Consider the following 18,228-nt stretch of genomic DNA (forward strand, 5'->3'; position numbering starts at 1 on the left):
TGATCTAGACCAACAACACAACCCCGCTAAGGAGCTTCATATGAAACGCCTGCTGCTGGCTTCACTGATTGGAACGACCCTGGCCATGAGCAACCTGGCCATGGCTGACGACGCTGCCCTGAAGACCCTCGAAGAAGCCGCCCGCAAGGAAGGCGCCGTGAACAGCGTGGGTATGCCCGACAGCTGGGCCAACTGGAAGGACACCTGGGTCGACCTGGAGAAGAAGTACGGCCTCAAGCACATGGACACCGACATGAGCTCGGCGCAGGAAATCGCCAAGTTCGCCGCCGAGAAGGACAACGCCACCGCCGACATCGGTGACGTCGGCGCCGCCTTCGGCCCCATCGCCAAGGAGCAGGGTGTTACCCAACCCTACAAGCCCAGCACCTGGGACCAGATCCCCGCCTGGGCCAAGGATGCCGACGGCCACTGGGCCCTCGCCTACACCGGCTCCATCGCCTTCATCGTCAACAAGCAGCTGGTCAAGGAAGTGCCCAAGTCCTGGGCGGACCTGAAGAAGGGCAAGTACAAGGTCGCCATCGGTGACGTCAGCGCCGCCGCCCAGGCGGTGAACGGCGTGCTGGCCGCCGCCATCGCCAACGGCGGTGACGAGAAGAACATCCAGCCGGGCCTGGAATTCTTCGCCGAGATCGCCAAGCAGAAGCGCCTGTCGCTGTCCAACCCGACCATCCAGACCCTGGAGAAGGGCGAGGTGGAAGTGGGCATCGTCTGGGACTTCAACGGCCTCTCCTACCGTGACCAGATCGACCCCAGCCGCTTCGAGGTGCTGATCCCCTCCGACGGCTCGGTGATCTCCGGCTACACCACCATCATCAACAAGTACGCCAAGAACCCGAATGCCGCGAAGCTGGCCCGCGAGTACATCTTCAGCGACGCCGGCCAGATCAACCTGGCCAAGGGCAACGCCCGCCCGATCCGCGCCGAGCACCTGACCCTGCCGGCCGAGGTGCAGGCCAAGCTGCTGCCCAACGAGCAGTACGCCAAGGTCCAGCCGATCAAGGATCCCAAGGCCTGGGAAGCCACCTCGAAGGCTCTGCCGCAGCAATGGCAGGAGCAGGTCATCATCGAGATGGAATAAGCCCGGTCGCCCGCCCCGGTGCGCCACGCGCGCCGGGGCGAGCCCCCGCTTGAGGCAGTCAGAATGAAGAGAAAAGCCGTCCTCGTCCTGCTCGACGGGCTGAACCACCCGGTGGCCAGCCACGCCATGGGCCACCTGCTCGCCTGGTGCGCCGCCGACCGTGCCGCGCTGTACCGCCTGGATTGCGAGCTGCCGGCGCTGTCGCGCCCGCTCTACGAATGCATCCTCACCGGCGTGCCGCCCATCGACAGCGGCATCGTCCACAACGACGTCTCGCGCCTGTCCCGCGAGCGCAGCCTGTTCCACATCGCCCGCGACGCCGGGCTCAGCACCGCGGCCGCGGCCTACCACTGGTTCAGCGAGCTGTACAACCGCTCGCCCTTCGACCCGGCCCGCGACCGCCACACCGAAGCCCCCGAGCTGCCCATCCAGTACGGGCACTTCTACTGGGCCGACCACTACCCCGACGCGCACCTGTTCGCCGACGCCGAGCACCTGCGCCTGCGCCACAGCCCCGACGTGCTGCTGGTGCACCCGATGAACATCGACGACGCCGGCCACAAGCACGGCCTGGACAGCGCCCAGTACCGCAACGCCGCGCGCATGGCCGACGTCATCCTCGCCGAGTACCTGCAGCGCTGGGTGGATGCCGGCTACCAGGTGATGGTCACCGCCGACCACGGCATGAACGTCGACCGCTCCCACAACGGCACCCTGCCGGAGGAGCGCGAGGTGCCGCTGTTCGTCATCGGCGATGCCTTCAGCCTCGACCCGACCGCCCGCCCGCTGCAGACCGAACTCTGCGGCACCCTCTGCGAACTGCTGGGCATCCCCCACGACAAACCCTTCTGCCGGGAGCTGTTGAAGTGAATTCAGCCAACCGCGGCAAATGGCTGGCCCTCCTGTGCCTGCTACCCTTCGCCGTCTTCTTCGTGGTCTTCCAGATCGCCCCGCTGGCCTGGGTGGCCATCAACAGCCTGAACAGCCCCGAAGGCTGGGGCCTGGGCAACTACGCCAAGGTGTTCAGCTCCAAGTTCTACCTGCAGGCCATCAGGCACAGCCTGGAGATCGCCTTCTGGTCGAGCCTGTTCGGCATCGTCATCGCCGTGCTCGGCAGCTACTCGCTGCGCCAGGTGGACAGCCGCCTGCGCGACTTCGTCATGGCCTTTTCCAACATGACCAGCAACTTCGCCGGGGTGCCGCTGGCGTTCGCCTTCATCATCCTGCTGGGCTTCAACGGCGCGCTGACCCTGCTGCTCAAGCAGAGCGGGCTGATCGAGGACTTCAACCTCTATTCCAAGACCGGCCTGATCGTGCTCTACACCTACTTCCAGATTCCCCTGGGGGTGCTGCTGCTCTACCCCGCCTTCGACGCCCTGCGCCAGGACTGGCGCGAGTCGGCGGCGCTGCTGGGCGCCGGCACCTGGCACTTCTGGCGCTACATCGGCCTGCCGGTGCTGACCCCGGCGCTGCTGGGCACCTTCATCATCCTGCTGGCCAACGCCCTGGGCGCCTACGCCACGGTGTACGCGCTGACCACCGGCAACTTCAACGTGCTGCCGATCCGCATCGCCGCCATGGTGGCCGGCGACATCGCCCTCAACCCGACCCTGGCCAGCGCCCTGGCCATGGTGCTGGTGGGGCTGATGGCGCTGATCACCGTCGTCCACCAGTGGCTGTTGAAGAGGAGCTACCATGTCGCGCGCTGAAACCCGGGCCGCCGGCCTGTACCACCGCCTGGTGGTCTGGGTGCTGTTCCTGATCCTGCTGCTGCCGCTGGCCGGCACCCTGCTCTATTCGCTGTCCACCAGCTGGTCGGCGACCATCCTGCCGGACGGGCTGACCTTCAAGTGGTACCTGGCGCTGTGGAGCGACGCCCGCTTCCTCGCCGCCTTCGGCCAGTCGCTGCTGGTGTGCTTCGGCGCCCTGGCGCTGTCGGTGGTGCTGATCCTGCCGCTGCTGTTCGTGGTGCACTACCACTTCCCGAAGCTGGACGCGCTGATGAACATCCTCATCCTGCTGCCCTTCGCGGTGCCGCCGGTGGTGTCCTCGGTGGGCCTGCTGCAGCTCTACGGCTCCGGCCCGCTGGCGATGATCGGCACGCCGTGGATCCTCATCGGCTGCTACTTCACCGTGGCCCTGCCCTTCATGTACCGGGCCATCACCAACAACCTCCAGGCGATCAACCTGCGCGACCTGATGGACGCCGCCCACCTGCTCGGCGCCAGCACCTGGAAGGCCGCCTTCCTGGTGGTGCTGCCGAACCTGCGCAAGGGCCTGATGGTGTCGCTGTTCCTGTCGTTCTCCTTCCTCTTCGGCGAGTTCGTCTTCGCCAACCTGCTGGTGGGCACCCGCTACGAGACCCTGCAGGTGTACCTGAACAACATGCGCAACAGCAGTGGCCACTTCAACAGCGCCCTGGTGATCTCCTACTTCCTCTTCGTGCTGCTGGGCACCTGGGCAGCCAACCGTCTGAACAAGGACAAGGCATGAGCTTTCTCTCGATCCGCGGCCTGCACAAACGCTACGGCCAGACCACCATCTTCACCGACATCGATTGCGAGATCGGCAAGGGCGAGTTCGTCACCCTCCTCGGCCCCTCGGGCTGCGGCAAGTCGACCCTGCTGCGCTGCATCGCCGGCCTCACCGAGGTGGACGGCGGGCAGATCCTGCTGGACGGCCAGGACCTGGTGCCGCTTTCACCGCAGAAGCGCGGCATCGGCATGGTGTTCCAGAGCTACGCCCTGTTCCCCAACATGACTGCCGCGCAGAACGTCGCCTTCGGCCTGCGCATGCAGAAGGTCGGCAGGGACGACAGCGCCCGCCGCGTGCAGGAAGCCCTGGCCATGGTGGAGCTGGACCAGCACGCCGAGCGCTACCCCCACCAGCTTTCCGGCGGCCAGTGCCAGCGCGTGGCCCTGGCCCGCTCCCTGGTGACCCGCCCGCGCCTGCTGCTGCTGGACGAGCCGCTCTCGGCCCTCGACGCACGCATCCGCAAGCACCTGCGCGAGCAGATCCGCAGCATCCAGCAGGAGCTGGGGCTGACCACCATCTTCGTCACCCACGACCAGGAGGAGGCGCTGACCCTGTCCGACCGCATCTTCCTGATGAACGCCGGGCGCATCGTCCAGAGCGGCGATGCCGAAACCCTCTACACCGCGCCGGTGGACGCCTTCGCCGCCGGCTTCATCGGCAACTACAACCTGCTGGAGGCCGAAGCCGCCAGCCGCCTGCTGCAACGGCCGGTCAGCGCCCGCGTGGCGATCCGCCCGGAGGCCATCGCCTTGGGCGAAGGCGGCATCGAGGCCGAAGTGCGCAGCCACAGCCTGCTGGGCAACGTCATCCGCTACCGGGTCCAGGCCCAGGGCGTGGAGCTGCTGGTGGACGTGCTCAACCGCTCCGCCGACGACCTGCACCCGGTGGGCCGGCGCATCGGCCTGCGCATCGACGCGGACGCTGTCCGGGAGGTGGCGTGATGGCCCTGGCGATCTTCGACCTTGACGACACCCTGATCGACGGCGACTGCGCCAGCCTGTGGAGCGCGCACATGGCCGACCTCGGCTGGGTCGACCGCGACTCGTTCCTGGCCAGGGACCACGAGCTGATGACCCTCTACGCCGAGGGCAAGCTGGCCATGGAGGACTACATGGCCTTCAGCCTCTCGCCCCTGGTGGGCCGCACCGCCGAGGAAGTCGCCTCGGTGGTGGAGCCCTTCGTCGAGGACGTGATCGAGCCGATCATCCACAGCGACGCCATGCGCTGCCTGGCCGGGCACCGTCAGGCCGGCGACCGGCTGCTGATCATCTCCGCCTCGGCGCACTTCCTGGTGAGCGCCATCGGCGAGCGGCTGGGGGTGGAGGAAGTCCTGGCCATCGACCTGGCCGAAGAACACGGCCACTACAGCGGCAAGACCCGGGGCGTGCTGACCTACCGCGACGGCAAGGTGACCCGCCTGAACGCCTGGCTGGCCGAACACGGCGAGCGCCTGGACGGCGCCTATTTCTATTCCGACTCGCGCAACGACCTGCCGCTGCTGGGCATGGTGGACAACCCCCGCGTGGTCAACCCCGACCCGGTGCTGCGCGCCCACGCCGAGCAGGCCGGCTGGCCGATCCTGGCCTGGCGCTGAGGCCGCTCAGGCCAGCAGCGCCACCGACTTGATCTGCGCCCAGACCGCCTGGCCCGGGTGCAGCCCGAGTTGGTCGTGGGAGTAACGGGTGATGCGCGCCAGCAACGGCGTGCCTTCCACGTCCAGGCGCACCAGCACGTGGGCGGCGTTGTCCGCCGGGATGCTGTCGCGCACCGTGGCCGGCAGCAGGTTGAGGATGCTGCTGTCCGCCTGCCGCTGCAGGCTCAGGCTGACGTCACGCGCGCGCACCGTGAAGCGCACCCGCCGCCCCGCCTCGGCGGGCGCATGGGCCACCCGCACGCTGAGACCGCTATCCGGCAGGCCGAGGGTCAGCAGCTGGTAAGCGGCGTCGTGGGCCACCACCCGCCCTTCCACCACCACGCCGGCGTCGTCGTCCAGGGCCGTGGGCAGGTCCAGCCGCGCCAGGGTTTCGCCCAGGGGCCCGCTGGCCAGCACGCGGCCGGCCTCCAGCAGCACCAGGTGATCCGCCAGGCGCGCCACCTCTTCCGGGGAATGGCTGACGTAGAGCACGGGGATGTCCAGCTCGTCGTGCAGGCGTTCCAGGTACGGCAGGATCTCCGCCTTGCGCTTGCCGTCCAGGGCCGCCAGGGGTTCGTCCATCAGCAGCAGCCGGGGGCTGGTGAGCAGCGCCCGGGCCATGCCCACGCGCTGCCGCTCGCCGCCGGACAGCCGCGCCGGCATGCGCTCCAGCAGGTGCTCGATGCCCAGCAGCGCCACCGCCTGGTCGAAGGGCACGCGGCGCTGGGCCGCCGGGATGCGCCGCTCACCGAACGCCAGGTTGCGCCGCACCGACAGGTGCTCGAACAGGCTCGCCTCCTGGAACACGTAGCCCAGGGCGCGCCGATGGATGGGCACGAACAGGCCACGGGCGCTGTCCTGCCAGACCTCGCCGTTGACCTCCACGCGGCCCTCGGCCCGCTCCAGCCCGGCCAGGCAGCGCAGCACGCTGGTCTTGCCGGAGCCGGAATGGCCGAACAGTGCCGTCACCCCGCGCCCCGGCAGGTCCAGGTCGGTGTCCAGCTCGAAGCCCGGCCAGGCCAGGCGCAGGCGGGCACGGATGCGGTCGTCGGTGCTCATCTCAGCTCCAGCCCGGCTTGAGCCGGCGGCTGGAATACAGCGCCAGCAGGATGAGGAAGGAGAACACCACCATGCCGCCCGCCAGCCAGTGGGCCTGGGCGTATTCCATGGCCTCGACGTGGTCGAAGATCTGCACCGACACCACGCGGGTCTTCTCCGGGATGTTGCCGCCGATCATCAGCACCACGCCGAACTCCCCCACCGTGTGGGCGAAGCCGAGGATGGACGCGGTGATGAAGCCGGGCCGGGCCAGCGGCAGCACCACGTGGAAGAAGGTGTCCCAGGGGCCGGCCCGCAGGGTGGCGGCCACCTCCAGCGGGCGCGAGCCGATGGCGTCGAAGGCGTTCTGCAGCGGCTGCACCACGAAGGGCATCGAGTAGAACACCGAGCCCACCACCAGCCCGGCGAAGGTGAACGGCAGGGTGCCGAGCCCCAGGGCCTGGGTGAACTGCCCGACGAAGCCATGGGGCCCCATGCTCACCAGCAGGTAGAAGCCGATGACCGTGGGCGGCAGCACCAGCGGCAGCGCCACCACCGCGCCCACCGGCCCCTTGAGCCAGGAGTCGGTCCGCGACAGCCACCAGGCGATGGGCGTGCCCAGCACCAGCAGCAGGGCCGTGGTCAGGGTCGCCAGTTCCAGGGTCAGCCGGATGGCCGCCCAGTCGTCACCGCTCAGGGGCATGCAGGGTTCCTTGAATCAGGGCACGCAGCGGGCGGCCGCCGCGTCAGGGTTTCTCGATCTGGTAGCCGAAGGACTTGATCACCGTGGCCGCCTTCTCGCCCTTGAGGTAGTCCACCAGGGCCTGGGCGGCGGGGTTGTCCTTGCCCTTGGCGAGGATCACCGCGTCCTGCTTGATCGGATCGTGCAGGGCCGCCGGGACGATCCAGGCGGAGCCGCCGGTCACCTTGCCATCCTTGTAGATCTGCGACAACGCCACGAAGCCCAGCTCGGCATTGCCGGTGGCGATGAACTGATGAGCCTGGGTGATGTTCTGGCCTTCCACCAGCTTGCCCTTGACCTGGGCGGTCAGGCCCAGCTTCTCCAGCACCTGGGTGGCGGCCAGGCCGTAGGGGGCGGCCTTGGGGTTGGCGATGGAGAGGTGCTGGTAGTCGTTCTTCTTCAGCACCTCGCCCTGGGCGTCCACGTAGCCGGGCTTGGCCGACCACAGGGCCAGGGTGCCGATGGCGTAGGTGAAGCGCGAGCCGGGCACGGTGGCGCCCTCCTGCTCCAGCTTGGCCGGGGTGCTGTCGTCGGCGGAGAGGAACACCTCGAACGGCGCGCCGTTCTGGATCTGCGCGTAGAACTGGCCGGTAGCACCGGTGGCGATCACCAGCTTGTGGCCGGTGTCCTGCTCGAAGTCCTTGGCGATGGCCTGGATCGGCGCGGTGAAGTTGGCGGCGACGGCCACCTGGACGTCCTGGGCCAGGGCCAGGTGGGCGGCGGCACTGGCGGCCAGGGCGACGAACACGCGGGACAGCTGAAGCATGGGAAGCACTCCTTTGTTCTTGTGCGGGAAGAGCGAAGCGGTGAGCGGGTGGAGACTCTACACCAGTCGCTATATACAAAACCACACAGCGAAAAAAGGAATCCCACGGACCGTCGAAACAGTCCGTGGAACCGCCGCTGAAAGGCCCAGGCGAGGCCGTACTTCAGTGGGCGTTTGCCGCCGCCCCCGCCTTGGCACCGAAGGGCGGCTTGGCCAGCCAGATCAGCAGGATCAGGCCCATGCAGACCCAGCCGATCATCGTGAAGTAATCAATGGTCGACATCATGTAGGCCTGCCCGGTGACGATGCGGTCCAGCGCCGCCGCGTTCTGCTGGGTGACCCCGCCCATCTGCTCCAGCATCTGCCGGGTGCCCGGCTCGTAGGTGCTGATGTGCTCGGTGAGGTACGCATGGTGCTGGTCGGCCCGGCGTATCCAGATCCAGGTGGTGAGGGACGCCGCGAAGCTGCCGCCCAGGGTCCGCAGGAAGGTGGCCAGGCCCGAGCCGTCGGCGATCTCGTGCTGGGGCAGGTCCGACAGCAGGATGCTGAGGATCGGCATGAAGAACAGCGCCACGCCGAAGCCCATGAACAGCTGCACCAGGGCGATGTGGGTGTAGTCCACCTCGGTGGTGAAGGACGCGCGCATGAAGCAGCTGGCGCCGATGGCGAAGAACGCCAGGCTGGCCAGCACCCGCAGGTCGAAGTTCTGCGCGTAGCGCCCGACGAAGGGCGACATGATCACCGGCAGCAGGCCGATGGGCGCCGCCGCCAGGCCGGCCCAGGTGGCGGTGTAGCCGAGCTGGGTCTGCAGCCACTGCGGCAGCAGCAGGTTGATGCCGAAGAACGCCGCGTAGCCGCCCACCAGCGCCAGGGTGCCGGCACTGAAGTTGCGGTGGCGGAACAGCCGCAGGTTGACGATGGGGTGGCGGTCGGTGAACTCCCAGATGACGAACACGGCCAGGGCGATGGCGGCGATCACGCTGCCGGTGATGATGAAGCTCGACTCGAACCAGTCCAGGTCGTTGCCCTTGTCCAGCACGATCTGCAACGCGCCGACGCCGATCACCAGGGTCGCCAGGCCGACCCAGTCCATGGGCTCGCGCTTGAGGGCCACCGGCCGCTTGCGCAGCTGCTGGTAGACCACGAAGGCAGCGAACAGGCCGATGGGCAGGTTGATGAAGAAGATCCACGGCCAGCTGAAGTCATCGGTGATCCAGCCGCCGAGGATCGGCCCGGCGATGGGCGCCACCACCGTGACCATCGCCAATAGCGCCAGGGCCATGCCGCGCTTGGCCGGCGGGTAGATGGACAGCAGCAGGGTCTGGGTGATGGGGTACAGCGGCCCGGCGACGAAGCCCTGCAGGGCGCGGAAGGCCACCAGGCTGTTCATCGACTGGGCCACCCCGCAGAGGAACGACGCCAGCACGAACAGCAGCGCGGCGGCGATGAACAGGCGCACCTCCCCCACCCGCCGGCTCATCCAGCCGGTGAGCGGGAGGGCGATGGCGTTGCTCACCGCAAAGGAGGTGATGACCCAGGTGCCCTGCTCCGAACTCACCCCCAGGTTGCCGGCGATGGTGGGCAGGGCGACGTTGGCGATGGTGGTGTCCAGCACCTGCATGAAGGTGGCCAGGGACAGGCCCACCGTGGCCAGGACCAGGTTCGGCGGGGTGAAGCTGGCGGCGGCGTTCTCGCTCATGGTCGCGGCCTCAGCGCAGGGCGGTGCGGCGGGCGGCATCCGGGCCGTTGGCGTGGATCAGCTGCTCGATCATGTGGTCGGCCTCGGCCAGCTGGCGCTGGTACACGTCGGTGGCGAACAGCGCCTGCTTGGGCGGCTGCTGGGCCAGGGCCGGGCCGCTCTGGTCGTGCAGGTCGACCTTGACGTTCATCGACAGGCCGATGCGCAACGGGTGCTCCTTGAGCTGGTCGGCGTTGATGCGGATGCGCACCGGCACCCGCTGGACGATCTTGATCCAGTTGCCGGTGGCGTTCTGCGCCGGCAGCAGGGAGAAGGCGCTGCCGGTGCCGACGCCGAGGCTGTCCACGGTGCCGCTGTACTTCACGTCGCCGCCGTAGAGGTCGGACTCGATCTCCACCGGCTGGCCGATGCGCATCTTCTTCAGCTGGGTTTCCTTGAAGTTGGCGTCGATCCACACCTGGTCCAGGGGGATCACCGCCATCAGCGCGGTGCCCGGCTGCACGCGCTGGCCGAGCTGCACGGTGCGCTTGGCGACGTAGCCGGTGACCGGCGCCACCAGGGTGGTGCGGGCCTTCTCCAGGTAGGCCTGGCGCAGTTGCGCGGCGGCGGCCTTCACCTCGGGGTGGGAGGCGATCACGGTGTCGTCCACCAGCGCGCTGCTGGACTTGAGCTGCTGCTGGGCGCTGGTCAGGGCGCTGCGGGCCGACTCCAGGGCGTCACGGGCGTGGGCCAGCTCCTCCTGGGAAATGGCCCCGTCCTTGGCCAGGTTGCGACGGCGGGCGAAGTCGGCGCGGGCCTTCTCCATCGCCACCTCGCGGGCGGCCACCTCGGCGCGGTAGCCGTCCACGCTGTTGTAGAGGCCACGCACCTGGCGCACGGTGTGGGCCAGGTTGGCCTCGGCGCGCTGCAGGCCCACTTCGGCGTCGGCCGGGTCGAAGCTCACCAGCTCCTGGCCTTCCTGCACCAGGTCGCCGTCGTCGGCGCCGATGCGGGTGACGGTGCCCACCGTCTGCGGGGTGATCTGCACCACGTTGCCGCCGATGTAGGCGTCGTCGGTGCCTTCGCTCCACTGGCCGACCAGCTGCTGCCAGGCGAAGCTGGCACCGCCGCCGATGACGATCACGGCCAGCAGGCCCAGCAGCAGGCGTTTGCGGCGGGGGTTGCCCTGTTCGGGGGTGTCTTGGGTTTCGGTGCTCATGGTCGGTGCCTCGTTCATTCGGTGGCAGTCGGCTGGCCTGCCTGGGCCAGCGGGGTGCTGTCGGGTTGGAAGCCGCCGCCCAGGGCCTGCACCAGGCGCACGGAGGCGTCGATGCGCTGGGCGTCCAGGCTGGCCAGCTGGCGCTCGGCGACCAGCAGCTGCTGCTCGACGCTGAGGGCGTCGAGGTAGTTGCCGATGCCTTCGCCGTAGCGGCGCATGGCCAGGTCGTAGTTGGAGCGGGCGATGTCGCGGGCCTCGCGCTGGGCCTCGATCTGCCGGGCCAGGGAGTCGAGCTGGCTGAGGTCTTCGCTGACATCCCCCAGGGCGCCCACCAGGGCCTTGTTGTACTGGGCCACCGCCAGGTCGTAGTCGGCGTCGACGCCGTCGAGCTCGGCGCGCAGGCGGCCGCCGTCGAACACCGGCAGGGACAGCGCCGGGGCCACCTGGTAGAAGCGGCTGTCGCCCTTGAACAGGCCATCCCCGCCCAGGGCGGCGAGGCCGAGCATGGCGCTGAGGTTGAGGTTGGGGTAGAAGCCGGTCTTCGCCGAGTCGATGCCCCGGCTGGCGGCTTCCACCCGCCAGCGCGCGGCGACCACGTCAGGGCGACGGCCCAGCAGCTCGGCCGGCAGTTCCGAGGGCAGCGCCAGGGCCGCCGGCTGCAGCACCTGCGGACGCTGGATGGCGCGGCCCCGGTCCGGCCCCTGGCCGAGCAGTACCGCCAGGGTGGTGCGGTCACTGTCGATCTGCTGCTCGGCGGCCAGCAGTTGCTGGCGGGCGGTGGCGCGCTGGGATTCGCTCTGCTGCAGCTGCACCTTGCTGTCCAGGCCGGCGGCCATGCGCTGGCGGCTGAGGGTGTAGAGCTGCTCGGCGCGTTTCACTTCCTCGGCAGCCAGGTCCCGCGCGACGAAGGCATAGGCCAGCTGGTTGTAGGCCCGGGCGATGTCGGCGGACAGCGTCAAGCGCGCGGCCTGCTGGTCCACCTCGGCGGCGCGGGCCTTGCCCAGGGCCGCTTCCCAGGCGGCGCGCCGGCCGCCCCAGAGGTCGAGGTCGTAGTTGAAGCTGAGGGACAGGTACTTGAGGCCGGCGTAGTGCCCGCCGATGGGCGCCGGCACCACGCTTTCCGGGGCGCTGGCGCCGGAGTAGCCGGCACTGGCGTTGACGCCGGGCTGGCGATCGGCATCGCGCACCTGGGCATCGGCCAGGGCCTTGCGAGTACGGGCCGCAGCGGCCGCCAGGTCGGGCGAGCCGGCCAGGGCTTCACCGATCAGCCCATCGAGCTGGGCGTCACCCAGTCGGGTCCACCAGTCCTGGCGCGGCCAGGCGGCGGGCCCCACGGCGTGGCCGGCGAGGCTGTCCCCAGCGGCCAGGCCGACCGGGTCGAGGCGCTGACCGGCGGGCTCCAGGCCGCTGTAGCTGGCGCAGGCGCCCAGGGCCAGGCTGGCACCGAGCACCAGCCCCAGGCGCAGGGCGGGACGGCGTTCATTCATGGTTCGGGTCTCCGGCAGAGAGGAAGGGGTCGCGCCCCTGGAGGATCTTGCCCAGCAGCCCGAGCAGGGTGCCGAGCTCCTCGGCGGTCAAGGGGCTGGTCAGCTCGTTCATGGCGTCGGAGACGATGCGCGGGGTCTCCCGGCTCAGCGCCAGGCCCTGCTCGCTGAGGTGCAGGCGCACGCTGCGGCGGTCCTCTTCGCAGCGCTGGCGCAGCAGCAGGCCCTTCTTCTCCAGGCGGTCGAGCATGCGGGTCATGGAGCCGCTGTCCACGGCCAGTTGGCGGCACAGGTCGGCCGGGGTGCTGGCGCGGCCCATGAAGATGAACACCAGCACCTTGAACTGCGCGGCGGTGATGTCCAGCGGGGCCAGGTGGAGGTCCAGCAGGCGGTCCTTGAGCAGCGCCGAGCGACCGAGGTACTGGCCGATGGAGCCGTTGAAGGGGTAATCGGAGGGGCTGTAGTGCTTCATTTCCTAATATCTGCCTAGGCAGCTATCGATGCGGCGATGTTACGCCTGAAGACACATTTGGCAAGACATTCACTGTTGCGTTTGCGCGACAATCCGTTCCGCCGCAAACGGATTGATCAGCGGAAGCCCCTATTCAGGGCCTCGCGGCGGGGATGAAACGCGGGACGCCGGGCAGCCATCCGCCCGACCGACGGTCAGGGTTCGAGGAAGGCAGCGACCTGTGCCGCGTCGAACGGCCAGTTCAGCTCGGCACCGGTGTCGTTGCGACGCAGGACGGGAATGCGCAGGGCGTAGGCATCCACCCACTGGGGCTGGTCGGTGATGTCCAGCACCTCCACCAGCAGGCCGTGCTCGACGAAGGGCATGAGCACGCTCTCGGCCACTTCGCACAGGTGGCATCCGAGGGTGCCGAACAGGCTGCATTCAGGAAGCATCACAGGGCTCGCGCAAGGGGAAGGGCGCGCAGTTTATCACGGCCTCCCGGCCCTTCTGCCGGGCGGGACAGACGGGGGCTGGCACGGCGCCACCCCCCGCCAGGCATCAACTGGCCTTGGGCGCGCTGGCGTCGACCGCGCCCTTCTCGGCCGGGGTGCCGGCAGTGCCCTGCAGCAGCGGCGCCAAGCCTTCCAGCAGGCGGCTGTTGAGGGATTTGGCCTTCTCCAGCTGGCCTTCGCTGAGGTTCTGGTTGAGGGAGAAGCCGCCGTCGAGCAGTTGCTGCAGGGTGCCCTTGGCGTCGTCGCTGAAGGCCGCCGCACTCTTCATCGCATCCAGCAGGCCACGGGCGTAGTCGCGCAGGGAGGTGTTCACCGCGCTGGCGGGCTGGCCGCCCTCCTCCGACACCGCGCCATAGGTGCTGGTGGCCTGGGCGTAGGTGGTCTGGGACAGGTTGAGGGACATGGAGGCGAGCTGGTCGCCGTTCATGTTCAGGGCCAGGGCGCGGTCGAAGGCGCCGGACAGGTCGCCCGAGTAGAACTTGCTGGAGATGTCCTGCACCTGGCCGAGCAGGTCGGTGAGTGCGGCCTTCTCGTCGTCGTTGAGGTTGCCTTCGATCTGCACCGACCAGCCACCGATCTGCAGGCTGCCGCTGGAGGCGCTGGCCTGGGCACTGGTGCTGGTGGAGGTGCCGCCATTGCCCGAGGTGCGGGTGCTGCTGGCGCTGGCCGAGGTGCTGGACCAGTTGGCCGAGGCCTGGGCGATGGAGATCTTCAGCTTGTCGCCTTCGCGGGTGGTCACCTCCATGTCGAAGGTGCTGGAGCGGGCTACCAGGGTGCTGGTGCTGGCGCTGACCGCCGTGCGGGAGACGCTGGAGGTGTCGCCAGCCGGGGCGTTACCCAGGCCATAGGTGCTGCCGATCCTGGCCAGGCCGTCCTGCACGCGCTGGAAGGTGTCTTCGATGTCGCTGGCGATCTTGCCGCCCAGCACACCCATGCCCTGGAGGATCTTCTTGGCTTCGGCGAAGCCCTTCTCCACGCCCTGGCGGGCCTGGTCGAGCATCTTCTGCAGCTTCTCGGGGTCGGCGCCATTGGCCGCTTCGGCCTGGATGCGGCCGCCGACGAAATCGAGGATGCGCCCGGCAACCTTGTCGGGGGTGTAGTCGTCCTGGGTCTTGCCGGCGAGGGTCGCGGGGTCGACGCCGAGTCGCTGGGCGACACGGTTGGCCAGGACGTTCTGGGCGTTGGTGGCGTTGCGGTTGGCGCTGTCGCTACGGGTCAGGTAGTTCGGGCGGCTGGTGGCCGAAGCCAGGGAATCGAGCGAGTTCATGGTGGCAGCCCCGTCTGAGCGGATGTACAGAATTTTTTGACGGCGACTACGGAAAAACCTTGAGGATTATTAAAGGGGTAACCGATGGACGGTCGGCGGCATTCATGCCTGCGGGTCGGGCACCCCGGCGGCGCGCAGCAGCACCTCGGCAGCGGCGCCGGCCTCCAGCGCCTGGTCACCCGGCCCCTGGATGTGCGCCATGGTGATGGCCCCCTCCAGCAGGTACTGCAGCTGGCGCGCCAGGCGCGCCGGCTCGGCCACCTCCAGGCGCTCCAGCGCCGCGCGGAAATGCGCCTCGGTATGGCCCTTGTGGGAGGCGGCGACGCGGTGGATGGGGTGGTCGCGGTCATGGAACTCCGCGGCGGCGTTGACGAAGGCACAGCCGTGGTACTCGGCCTCGTGCAGCAGGCCGTGCAGCCCCTCGAACACCGCCAGGATCGCCGTGCGCGGCGGCAAGTGCTCCAGCGCCCAGGCCATGCGCTCGCGGGGGGCTTCCATGCGCTTCTGCAGGGCGGCCTCGATCAGCTCGTCCTTGGACTTGAAGTGCTTGTAGAGGGTCATCTTCGCCACGCCGGATTCGGCCAGGATGCGGTCGATGCCGGTGGCATGGAACCCGTCGCGGTAGAACAGCGTAAGGGCGGTATCGATGAGCTGGTCGCGTTTGCTGGAAGCCATTGGAATCTCCTGGACGGCGCATTATGCGCATCCCCCGGCAGCGGCTCAAACCGCGTGGTTCGCGGCGCGGCGAAAAGAAGATTGAAATAAACAGACAGGTCTGTCTAGTATTTGCACCCCACCTCCATCACACGGATGACCTGCCATGCGCCTCCACGACTTCCCCCTCTCCGGCAACTGCTACAAGGTGCGCCTGTTCCTCGGGCTGATCGGCCAGGAGGCGGAGACCGTCTTCGTCAACCTGCCGGCCGGCGCGCAGAAGCAGCCGGCATTCCTCGGCCTCAACCCGCGCGGCCAGGTGCCGCTGCTGGAGGATGACGGCCAGGCCATCGGCGACTCCCAGGCCATCCTCGTCTACCTGGCCAGCCGCTACGCCCCCGCCTGGCTGCCGCTGGACCCCCTGCCCCTGGCGCGGGTCGCAAGCTGGCTGAGCTTCACCGCCAACGAGATCCACCACGGCCCGGCCCAGGCGCGGGTGCTCAAGCTGTTCAAGCGCCCCGGCGACCTGGCCGCCGCCCAGGCCCGTGGCGAGCAGGTGCTGGCCCTGGTGGATGCCCACCTCGCCCAGCACCGCTGGCTGGCCGAAGGCGAGACCCCGAGCGTGGCCGACGTAGCGGCCTTCCCCTACCTGGCGATGGCCGGCGAAGGCGGGCTCGACCTGGCACCCCATCCCCACCTGGGCGACTGGCTGGCGCGCATCCGCGCCCTGCCGGGCTTCATCGACACGCCCCGCCTGCCGGGCTGATCGCTCACCCCCTCCCCTGCCAAGGACGCCGCACCATGCCCCGCTTCGCCCTGCTGCTGACCCTGCTGCTCGTCACCGCCTTCGCCCAGGCCGAAGGCCTGCGCTTCGCCCTGGTGAAGACCTCCGGCGCGGAAACCCTCGACGCCTTCACCGTGGAGGGCGGCCAGTGGACCCGGACCGTCCCGGTCAACCACACCGCCGTGCTCATCCAGCACCACGCCGCCACCCTGCTGCTGGACACCGGCCTCGGCCGGCAGGTGGACGCGCAGTTCGAGAAGGACATGCCCTGGTGGGACAAGCCGCTGTTCAAGTACCAGACGGTGACGCCCGCCCGCGACCAGCTGGACCGGGACGGCATCCGCGTCGACCGCATCCTGCTCACCCATGCGCACTGGGACCATGCCTCGGCCCTGGCCGACTTCCCCGAGGTGCCGGTGTGGGCGCCCTGGGCGGAGATCGACTTCAGCCACATAGCCACCCCGCCCGCCGTGCTGCCCAGCCAGTTCACCCATGGCGTGCGCTGGCAGCCTTTCGAGTTCGAGCCGACGCCCTACATGGGCTTCGACGAGAGCCTCGACCTGTTCGGCGATGGCAGCGTGGTGCTGGTGCCACTGACCGGGCATACACCGGGCTCGGTGGGGGCGTTCCTGACACTGGCCGACGGACGGCGCTTCTTCTTCACCGGCGACACCAGCTGGCGCCTGGAAGGCTTCACCGGCCCGAACGAGAAGTTCTGGGTCAGCCGGCGGATGGTCGACAACGACCGCGAAGGCACGCGGGCCCAGCTCCAGCGGGTGCACGACCTGATCCAGGCCGACCCCGCGCTGACCGTGGTGCCAGCCCACGACGCCGCCGTGCAGGACCGCATTGGCTACTACCCGCAGTGGACCCAATAAGTGCGCGACCAATGTCTAAGGTGACGAAATTGTTACCGGGTGCTTAATTTTTCCGCGTTGTAACAGGGCGGCCCCAACCGCCCTGCAACCCCAACGAGGAGACAAGAACAATGAGCAAGACCTCGCTCGCGTCCGCCATCACCCTGGCGGCTCTCGGCACCGGCCTCACCCTGCCCGGCCTCGCCCAGGCCGACTTCCTGAAAGACAGCAAGGCCAGCGTCGAGCTGCGCAACTTCTACTTCAACCGTGACTTCCGCCAGCCGGGTGCCTCCCAGAAAAAGGCCGAGGAGTGGGCCCAGGGGTTCCTGCTGCGCTACGAGTCCGGGTTTACCGAAGGCACCATCGGCGTCGGCGTCGACGCCATCGGCCTGCTGGGGGTCAAGCTCGATTCCAGCCCCGACCGCAGCGGCACCGGCCTGCTCAAGCGCGACCGCGAGAGCAAGCGCGCCCAGGACGAATACGGCGAACTCGGCGTGACCGCCAAGCTGCGCGCCTCCAAGAGCGTGCTCAAGGTCGGCACCCTGATGCCCAAGCTGCCCAGCGTGCAGTACAACGACTCGCGCCTGCTGCCGCAGACCTTCAAGGGCGGCCACCTCAACTCCCTGGAGATCGACGGCCTGACTCTCGACGCCGGGCGCCTGACCCAGGTGAACCAGCGCGACTCCTCCGACTACGAGGACATGACCATCACCAGCGGCGGCGCGCGCGGCATCACCTTCCGCAGCGGCACCACCAGCGATGCGTTCAACTTCGGCGGTGTCACCTACAAGTGGAACGACAACCTCACCACCGGCTACAACTACGGCAACCTCGACGACCTCTACAAACAGCACATCTTCACCCTGGTGCACACGCTGCCGCTGGGTGACAAGCAGTCGCTGAAGAGCGACATCCGCTACGCCCGCTCCACCGACGAAGGCACCAGCAACGTGGACAACAAGGCCTTCGGCGCCATGTTCACCTACGCCCTCGGCGGCCATGCCTTCGGCCTCGGCTACCAGAGCATGAGCGGCGACACCGGCTACGCCTACATCAACGGCACCGACCCGTACCTGGTGAACTTCGTGCAGATCGGCGACTTCGCCAACAAGGACGAGAAGTCCTGGCAGGCCCGCTACGACTTCAACTTCGCCTCCGTGGGCATCCCCGGCCTGACCTTCATGACCCGCTACCTCTCCGGCGACAACGTCGACCTGGGCGCCGGCCGGCCGGATGGCAAGGAATGGGAACGCAACACCGACATCGCCTACGTGTTCCAGGACGGCCCGCTGAAGAACCTGGGCGTGAAGTGGCGCAACGCCACCGTGCGCTCCACCAACTTCGGCAACGACCTGGACGAGAACCGCCTGATCGTCAGCTACGTCATTCCGCTCTGGTAAGACGAGCCGCCAGCGTTGAAAACGCCGCCCTGAACCGGGCGGCGTTTTTCATGGGCCCGGTAACCACCGGCTCGGGGCCAGGCGGATCATCGAGCTCAGCCTCGCT

The 18,228-nt window shown here is 68.6% G+C and carries 19 protein-coding genes and 1 pseudogene; 9 read left to right on the top strand and 11 right to left on the bottom strand.

The window, feature by feature from the left end:
- The first annotated feature begins 40 nt into the window (after nt 1–40).
- The 4 genes from PotMrB4_RS19660 (at nt 41) to PotMrB4_RS19675 (ending at nt 3,592) form a co-directional block, all read left to right on the top strand.
- The gene (locus tag PotMrB4_RS19660) at nt 41–1,099 is read left to right on the top strand and encodes an ABC transporter substrate-binding protein (RefSeq protein WP_172434272.1); all 1,059 of its coding nucleotides are present in this window, start codon (nt 41–43) and stop codon (nt 1,097–1,099) included.
- A gap of 63 nt (nt 1,100–1,162) precedes the next feature.
- Nucleotides 1,163–1,969, top strand: a complete 807-nt coding sequence (locus tag PotMrB4_RS19665) for an alkaline phosphatase family protein (protein ID WP_142015951.1) — start codon at nt 1,163–1,165, stop codon at nt 1,967–1,969.
- A complete protein-coding gene (locus tag PotMrB4_RS19670; RefSeq protein WP_044408876.1) occupies nt 1,966–2,808 on the top strand; it encodes an ABC transporter permease in 843 nt (280 codons plus the stop codon). Before PotMrB4_RS19665 ends, PotMrB4_RS19670 begins: the two co-directional genes overlap by 4 nt.
- Entirely contained in the window at nt 2,795–3,592 is a 798-nt protein-coding gene (locus PotMrB4_RS19675; protein WP_044408879.1) for an ABC transporter permease, read from the top strand. The genes PotMrB4_RS19670 and PotMrB4_RS19675 overlap by 14 nt, the downstream gene beginning before the upstream one ends.
- On the opposite strand, the pseudogene PotMrB4_RS28520 reads toward PotMrB4_RS19675, so the two are convergent.
- Nucleotides 3,529–3,663 (bottom strand): annotated as a pseudogene (locus tag PotMrB4_RS28520) (hypothetical protein); the annotation flags it as partial. The gene PotMrB4_RS19675 and the pseudogene PotMrB4_RS28520 sit on opposite strands and share 64 nt — an antisense overlap.
- Here PotMrB4_RS28520 and PotMrB4_RS19680 point away from each other — a divergent pair.
- Entirely contained in the window at nt 3,640–4,575 is a 936-nt protein-coding gene (locus tag PotMrB4_RS19680) for an ABC transporter ATP-binding protein (RefSeq protein ID WP_394354043.1), read from the top strand. The pseudogene PotMrB4_RS28520 and the gene PotMrB4_RS19680 overlap by 24 nt on opposite strands.
- Nucleotides 4,575–5,228, top strand: coding sequence for an HAD family hydrolase (locus PotMrB4_RS19685; RefSeq protein ID WP_107330859.1), 654 nt, complete (start codon nt 4,575–4,577; stop codon nt 5,226–5,228). Before PotMrB4_RS19680 ends, PotMrB4_RS19685 begins: the two co-directional genes overlap by 1 nt.
- Before the next feature lie 6 nt (nt 5,229–5,234).
- Here PotMrB4_RS19685 and modC read toward each other — a convergent pair whose 3' ends face one another.
- The 10 genes from modC to PotMrB4_RS19735 form a co-directional block, all read right to left on the bottom strand.
- Nucleotides 5,235–6,326, bottom strand: a complete 1,092-nt coding sequence (gene modC / locus PotMrB4_RS19690; RefSeq protein WP_172434274.1) for a molybdenum ABC transporter ATP-binding protein — start codon at nt 6,324–6,326, stop codon at nt 5,235–5,237.
- A gap of 1 nt (nt 6,327) precedes the next feature.
- Nucleotides 6,328–7,008 carry a molybdate ABC transporter permease subunit gene (gene modB, locus PotMrB4_RS19695; RefSeq protein ID WP_160482401.1) on the bottom strand — a complete coding sequence of 227 codons (681 nt, stop codon included), beginning with the start codon at nt 7,006–7,008 and terminating at the stop codon, nt 6,328–6,330.
- A 43-nt stretch (nt 7,009–7,051) separates the two neighbouring features.
- Entirely contained in the window at nt 7,052–7,813 is a 762-nt protein-coding gene (modA, locus tag PotMrB4_RS19700; RefSeq protein ID WP_107330858.1) for a molybdate ABC transporter substrate-binding protein, read from the bottom strand.
- A gap of 163 nt (nt 7,814–7,976) precedes the next feature.
- On the bottom strand, nt 7,977–9,512 hold the full coding sequence (locus PotMrB4_RS19705) for a DHA2 family efflux MFS transporter permease subunit (protein WP_074970362.1): 1,536 nt from the start codon (nt 9,510–9,512) through the stop codon (nt 7,977–7,979).
- A 10-nt stretch (nt 9,513–9,522) separates the two neighbouring features.
- Nucleotides 9,523–10,710: an HlyD family secretion protein gene (locus PotMrB4_RS19710; RefSeq protein ID WP_044412098.1), complete on the bottom strand. Its 1,188-nt coding sequence runs from the start codon at nt 10,708–10,710 to the stop codon at nt 9,523–9,525.
- Between the two features lie 14 nt (nt 10,711–10,724).
- Nucleotides 10,725–12,197, bottom strand: coding sequence for an efflux transporter outer membrane subunit (locus tag PotMrB4_RS19715; RefSeq protein ID WP_172434275.1), 1,473 nt, complete (start codon nt 12,195–12,197; stop codon nt 10,725–10,727).
- Entirely contained in the window at nt 12,190–12,666 is a 477-nt protein-coding gene (locus tag PotMrB4_RS19720) for a MarR family winged helix-turn-helix transcriptional regulator (RefSeq protein ID WP_172434276.1), read from the bottom strand. The genes PotMrB4_RS19715 and PotMrB4_RS19720 overlap by 8 nt, the downstream gene beginning before the upstream one ends.
- A 194-nt stretch (nt 12,667–12,860) precedes the next feature.
- A complete protein-coding gene (locus PotMrB4_RS19725) occupies nt 12,861–13,100 on the bottom strand; it encodes a glutaredoxin family protein (RefSeq protein WP_074970243.1) in 240 nt (79 codons plus the stop codon).
- A 106-nt stretch (nt 13,101–13,206) separates the two neighbouring features.
- Nucleotides 13,207–14,427, bottom strand: a complete 1,221-nt coding sequence (locus PotMrB4_RS19730; protein ID WP_172434277.1) for a DUF5610 domain-containing protein — start codon at nt 14,425–14,427, stop codon at nt 13,207–13,209.
- A gap of 102 nt (nt 14,428–14,529) precedes the next feature.
- Nucleotides 14,530–15,102, bottom strand: a complete 573-nt coding sequence (locus PotMrB4_RS19735; protein ID WP_160482392.1) for a TetR/AcrR family transcriptional regulator — start codon at nt 15,100–15,102, stop codon at nt 14,530–14,532.
- Between the two features lie 145 nt (nt 15,103–15,247).
- Between PotMrB4_RS19735 and PotMrB4_RS19740 the strand changes: the two genes are divergently transcribed.
- The 3 genes from PotMrB4_RS19740 (at nt 15,248) to PotMrB4_RS19750 (ending at nt 18,122) form a co-directional block, all read left to right on the top strand.
- Entirely contained in the window at nt 15,248–15,847 is a 600-nt protein-coding gene (locus PotMrB4_RS19740) for a glutathione S-transferase family protein (protein ID WP_172434278.1), read from the top strand.
- A 35-nt stretch (nt 15,848–15,882) separates the two neighbouring features.
- Complete coding sequence (locus PotMrB4_RS19745; protein WP_172434279.1) at nt 15,883–16,743, top strand: MBL fold metallo-hydrolase; 861 nt, start codon at nt 15,883–15,885, stop codon at nt 16,741–16,743.
- A 110-nt stretch (nt 16,744–16,853) separates the two neighbouring features.
- Nucleotides 16,854–18,122: an OprD family porin gene (locus PotMrB4_RS19750; protein WP_172434280.1), complete on the top strand. Its 1,269-nt coding sequence runs from the start codon at nt 16,854–16,856 to the stop codon at nt 18,120–18,122.
- The last annotated feature ends 106 nt before the right edge of the window (nt 18,123–18,228 follow it).

Source organism: Metapseudomonas otitidis (assembly GCF_011397855.1).
In the GTDB taxonomy this organism is placed as follows: domain Bacteria; phylum Pseudomonadota; class Gammaproteobacteria; order Pseudomonadales; family Pseudomonadaceae; genus Metapseudomonas; species Metapseudomonas otitidis.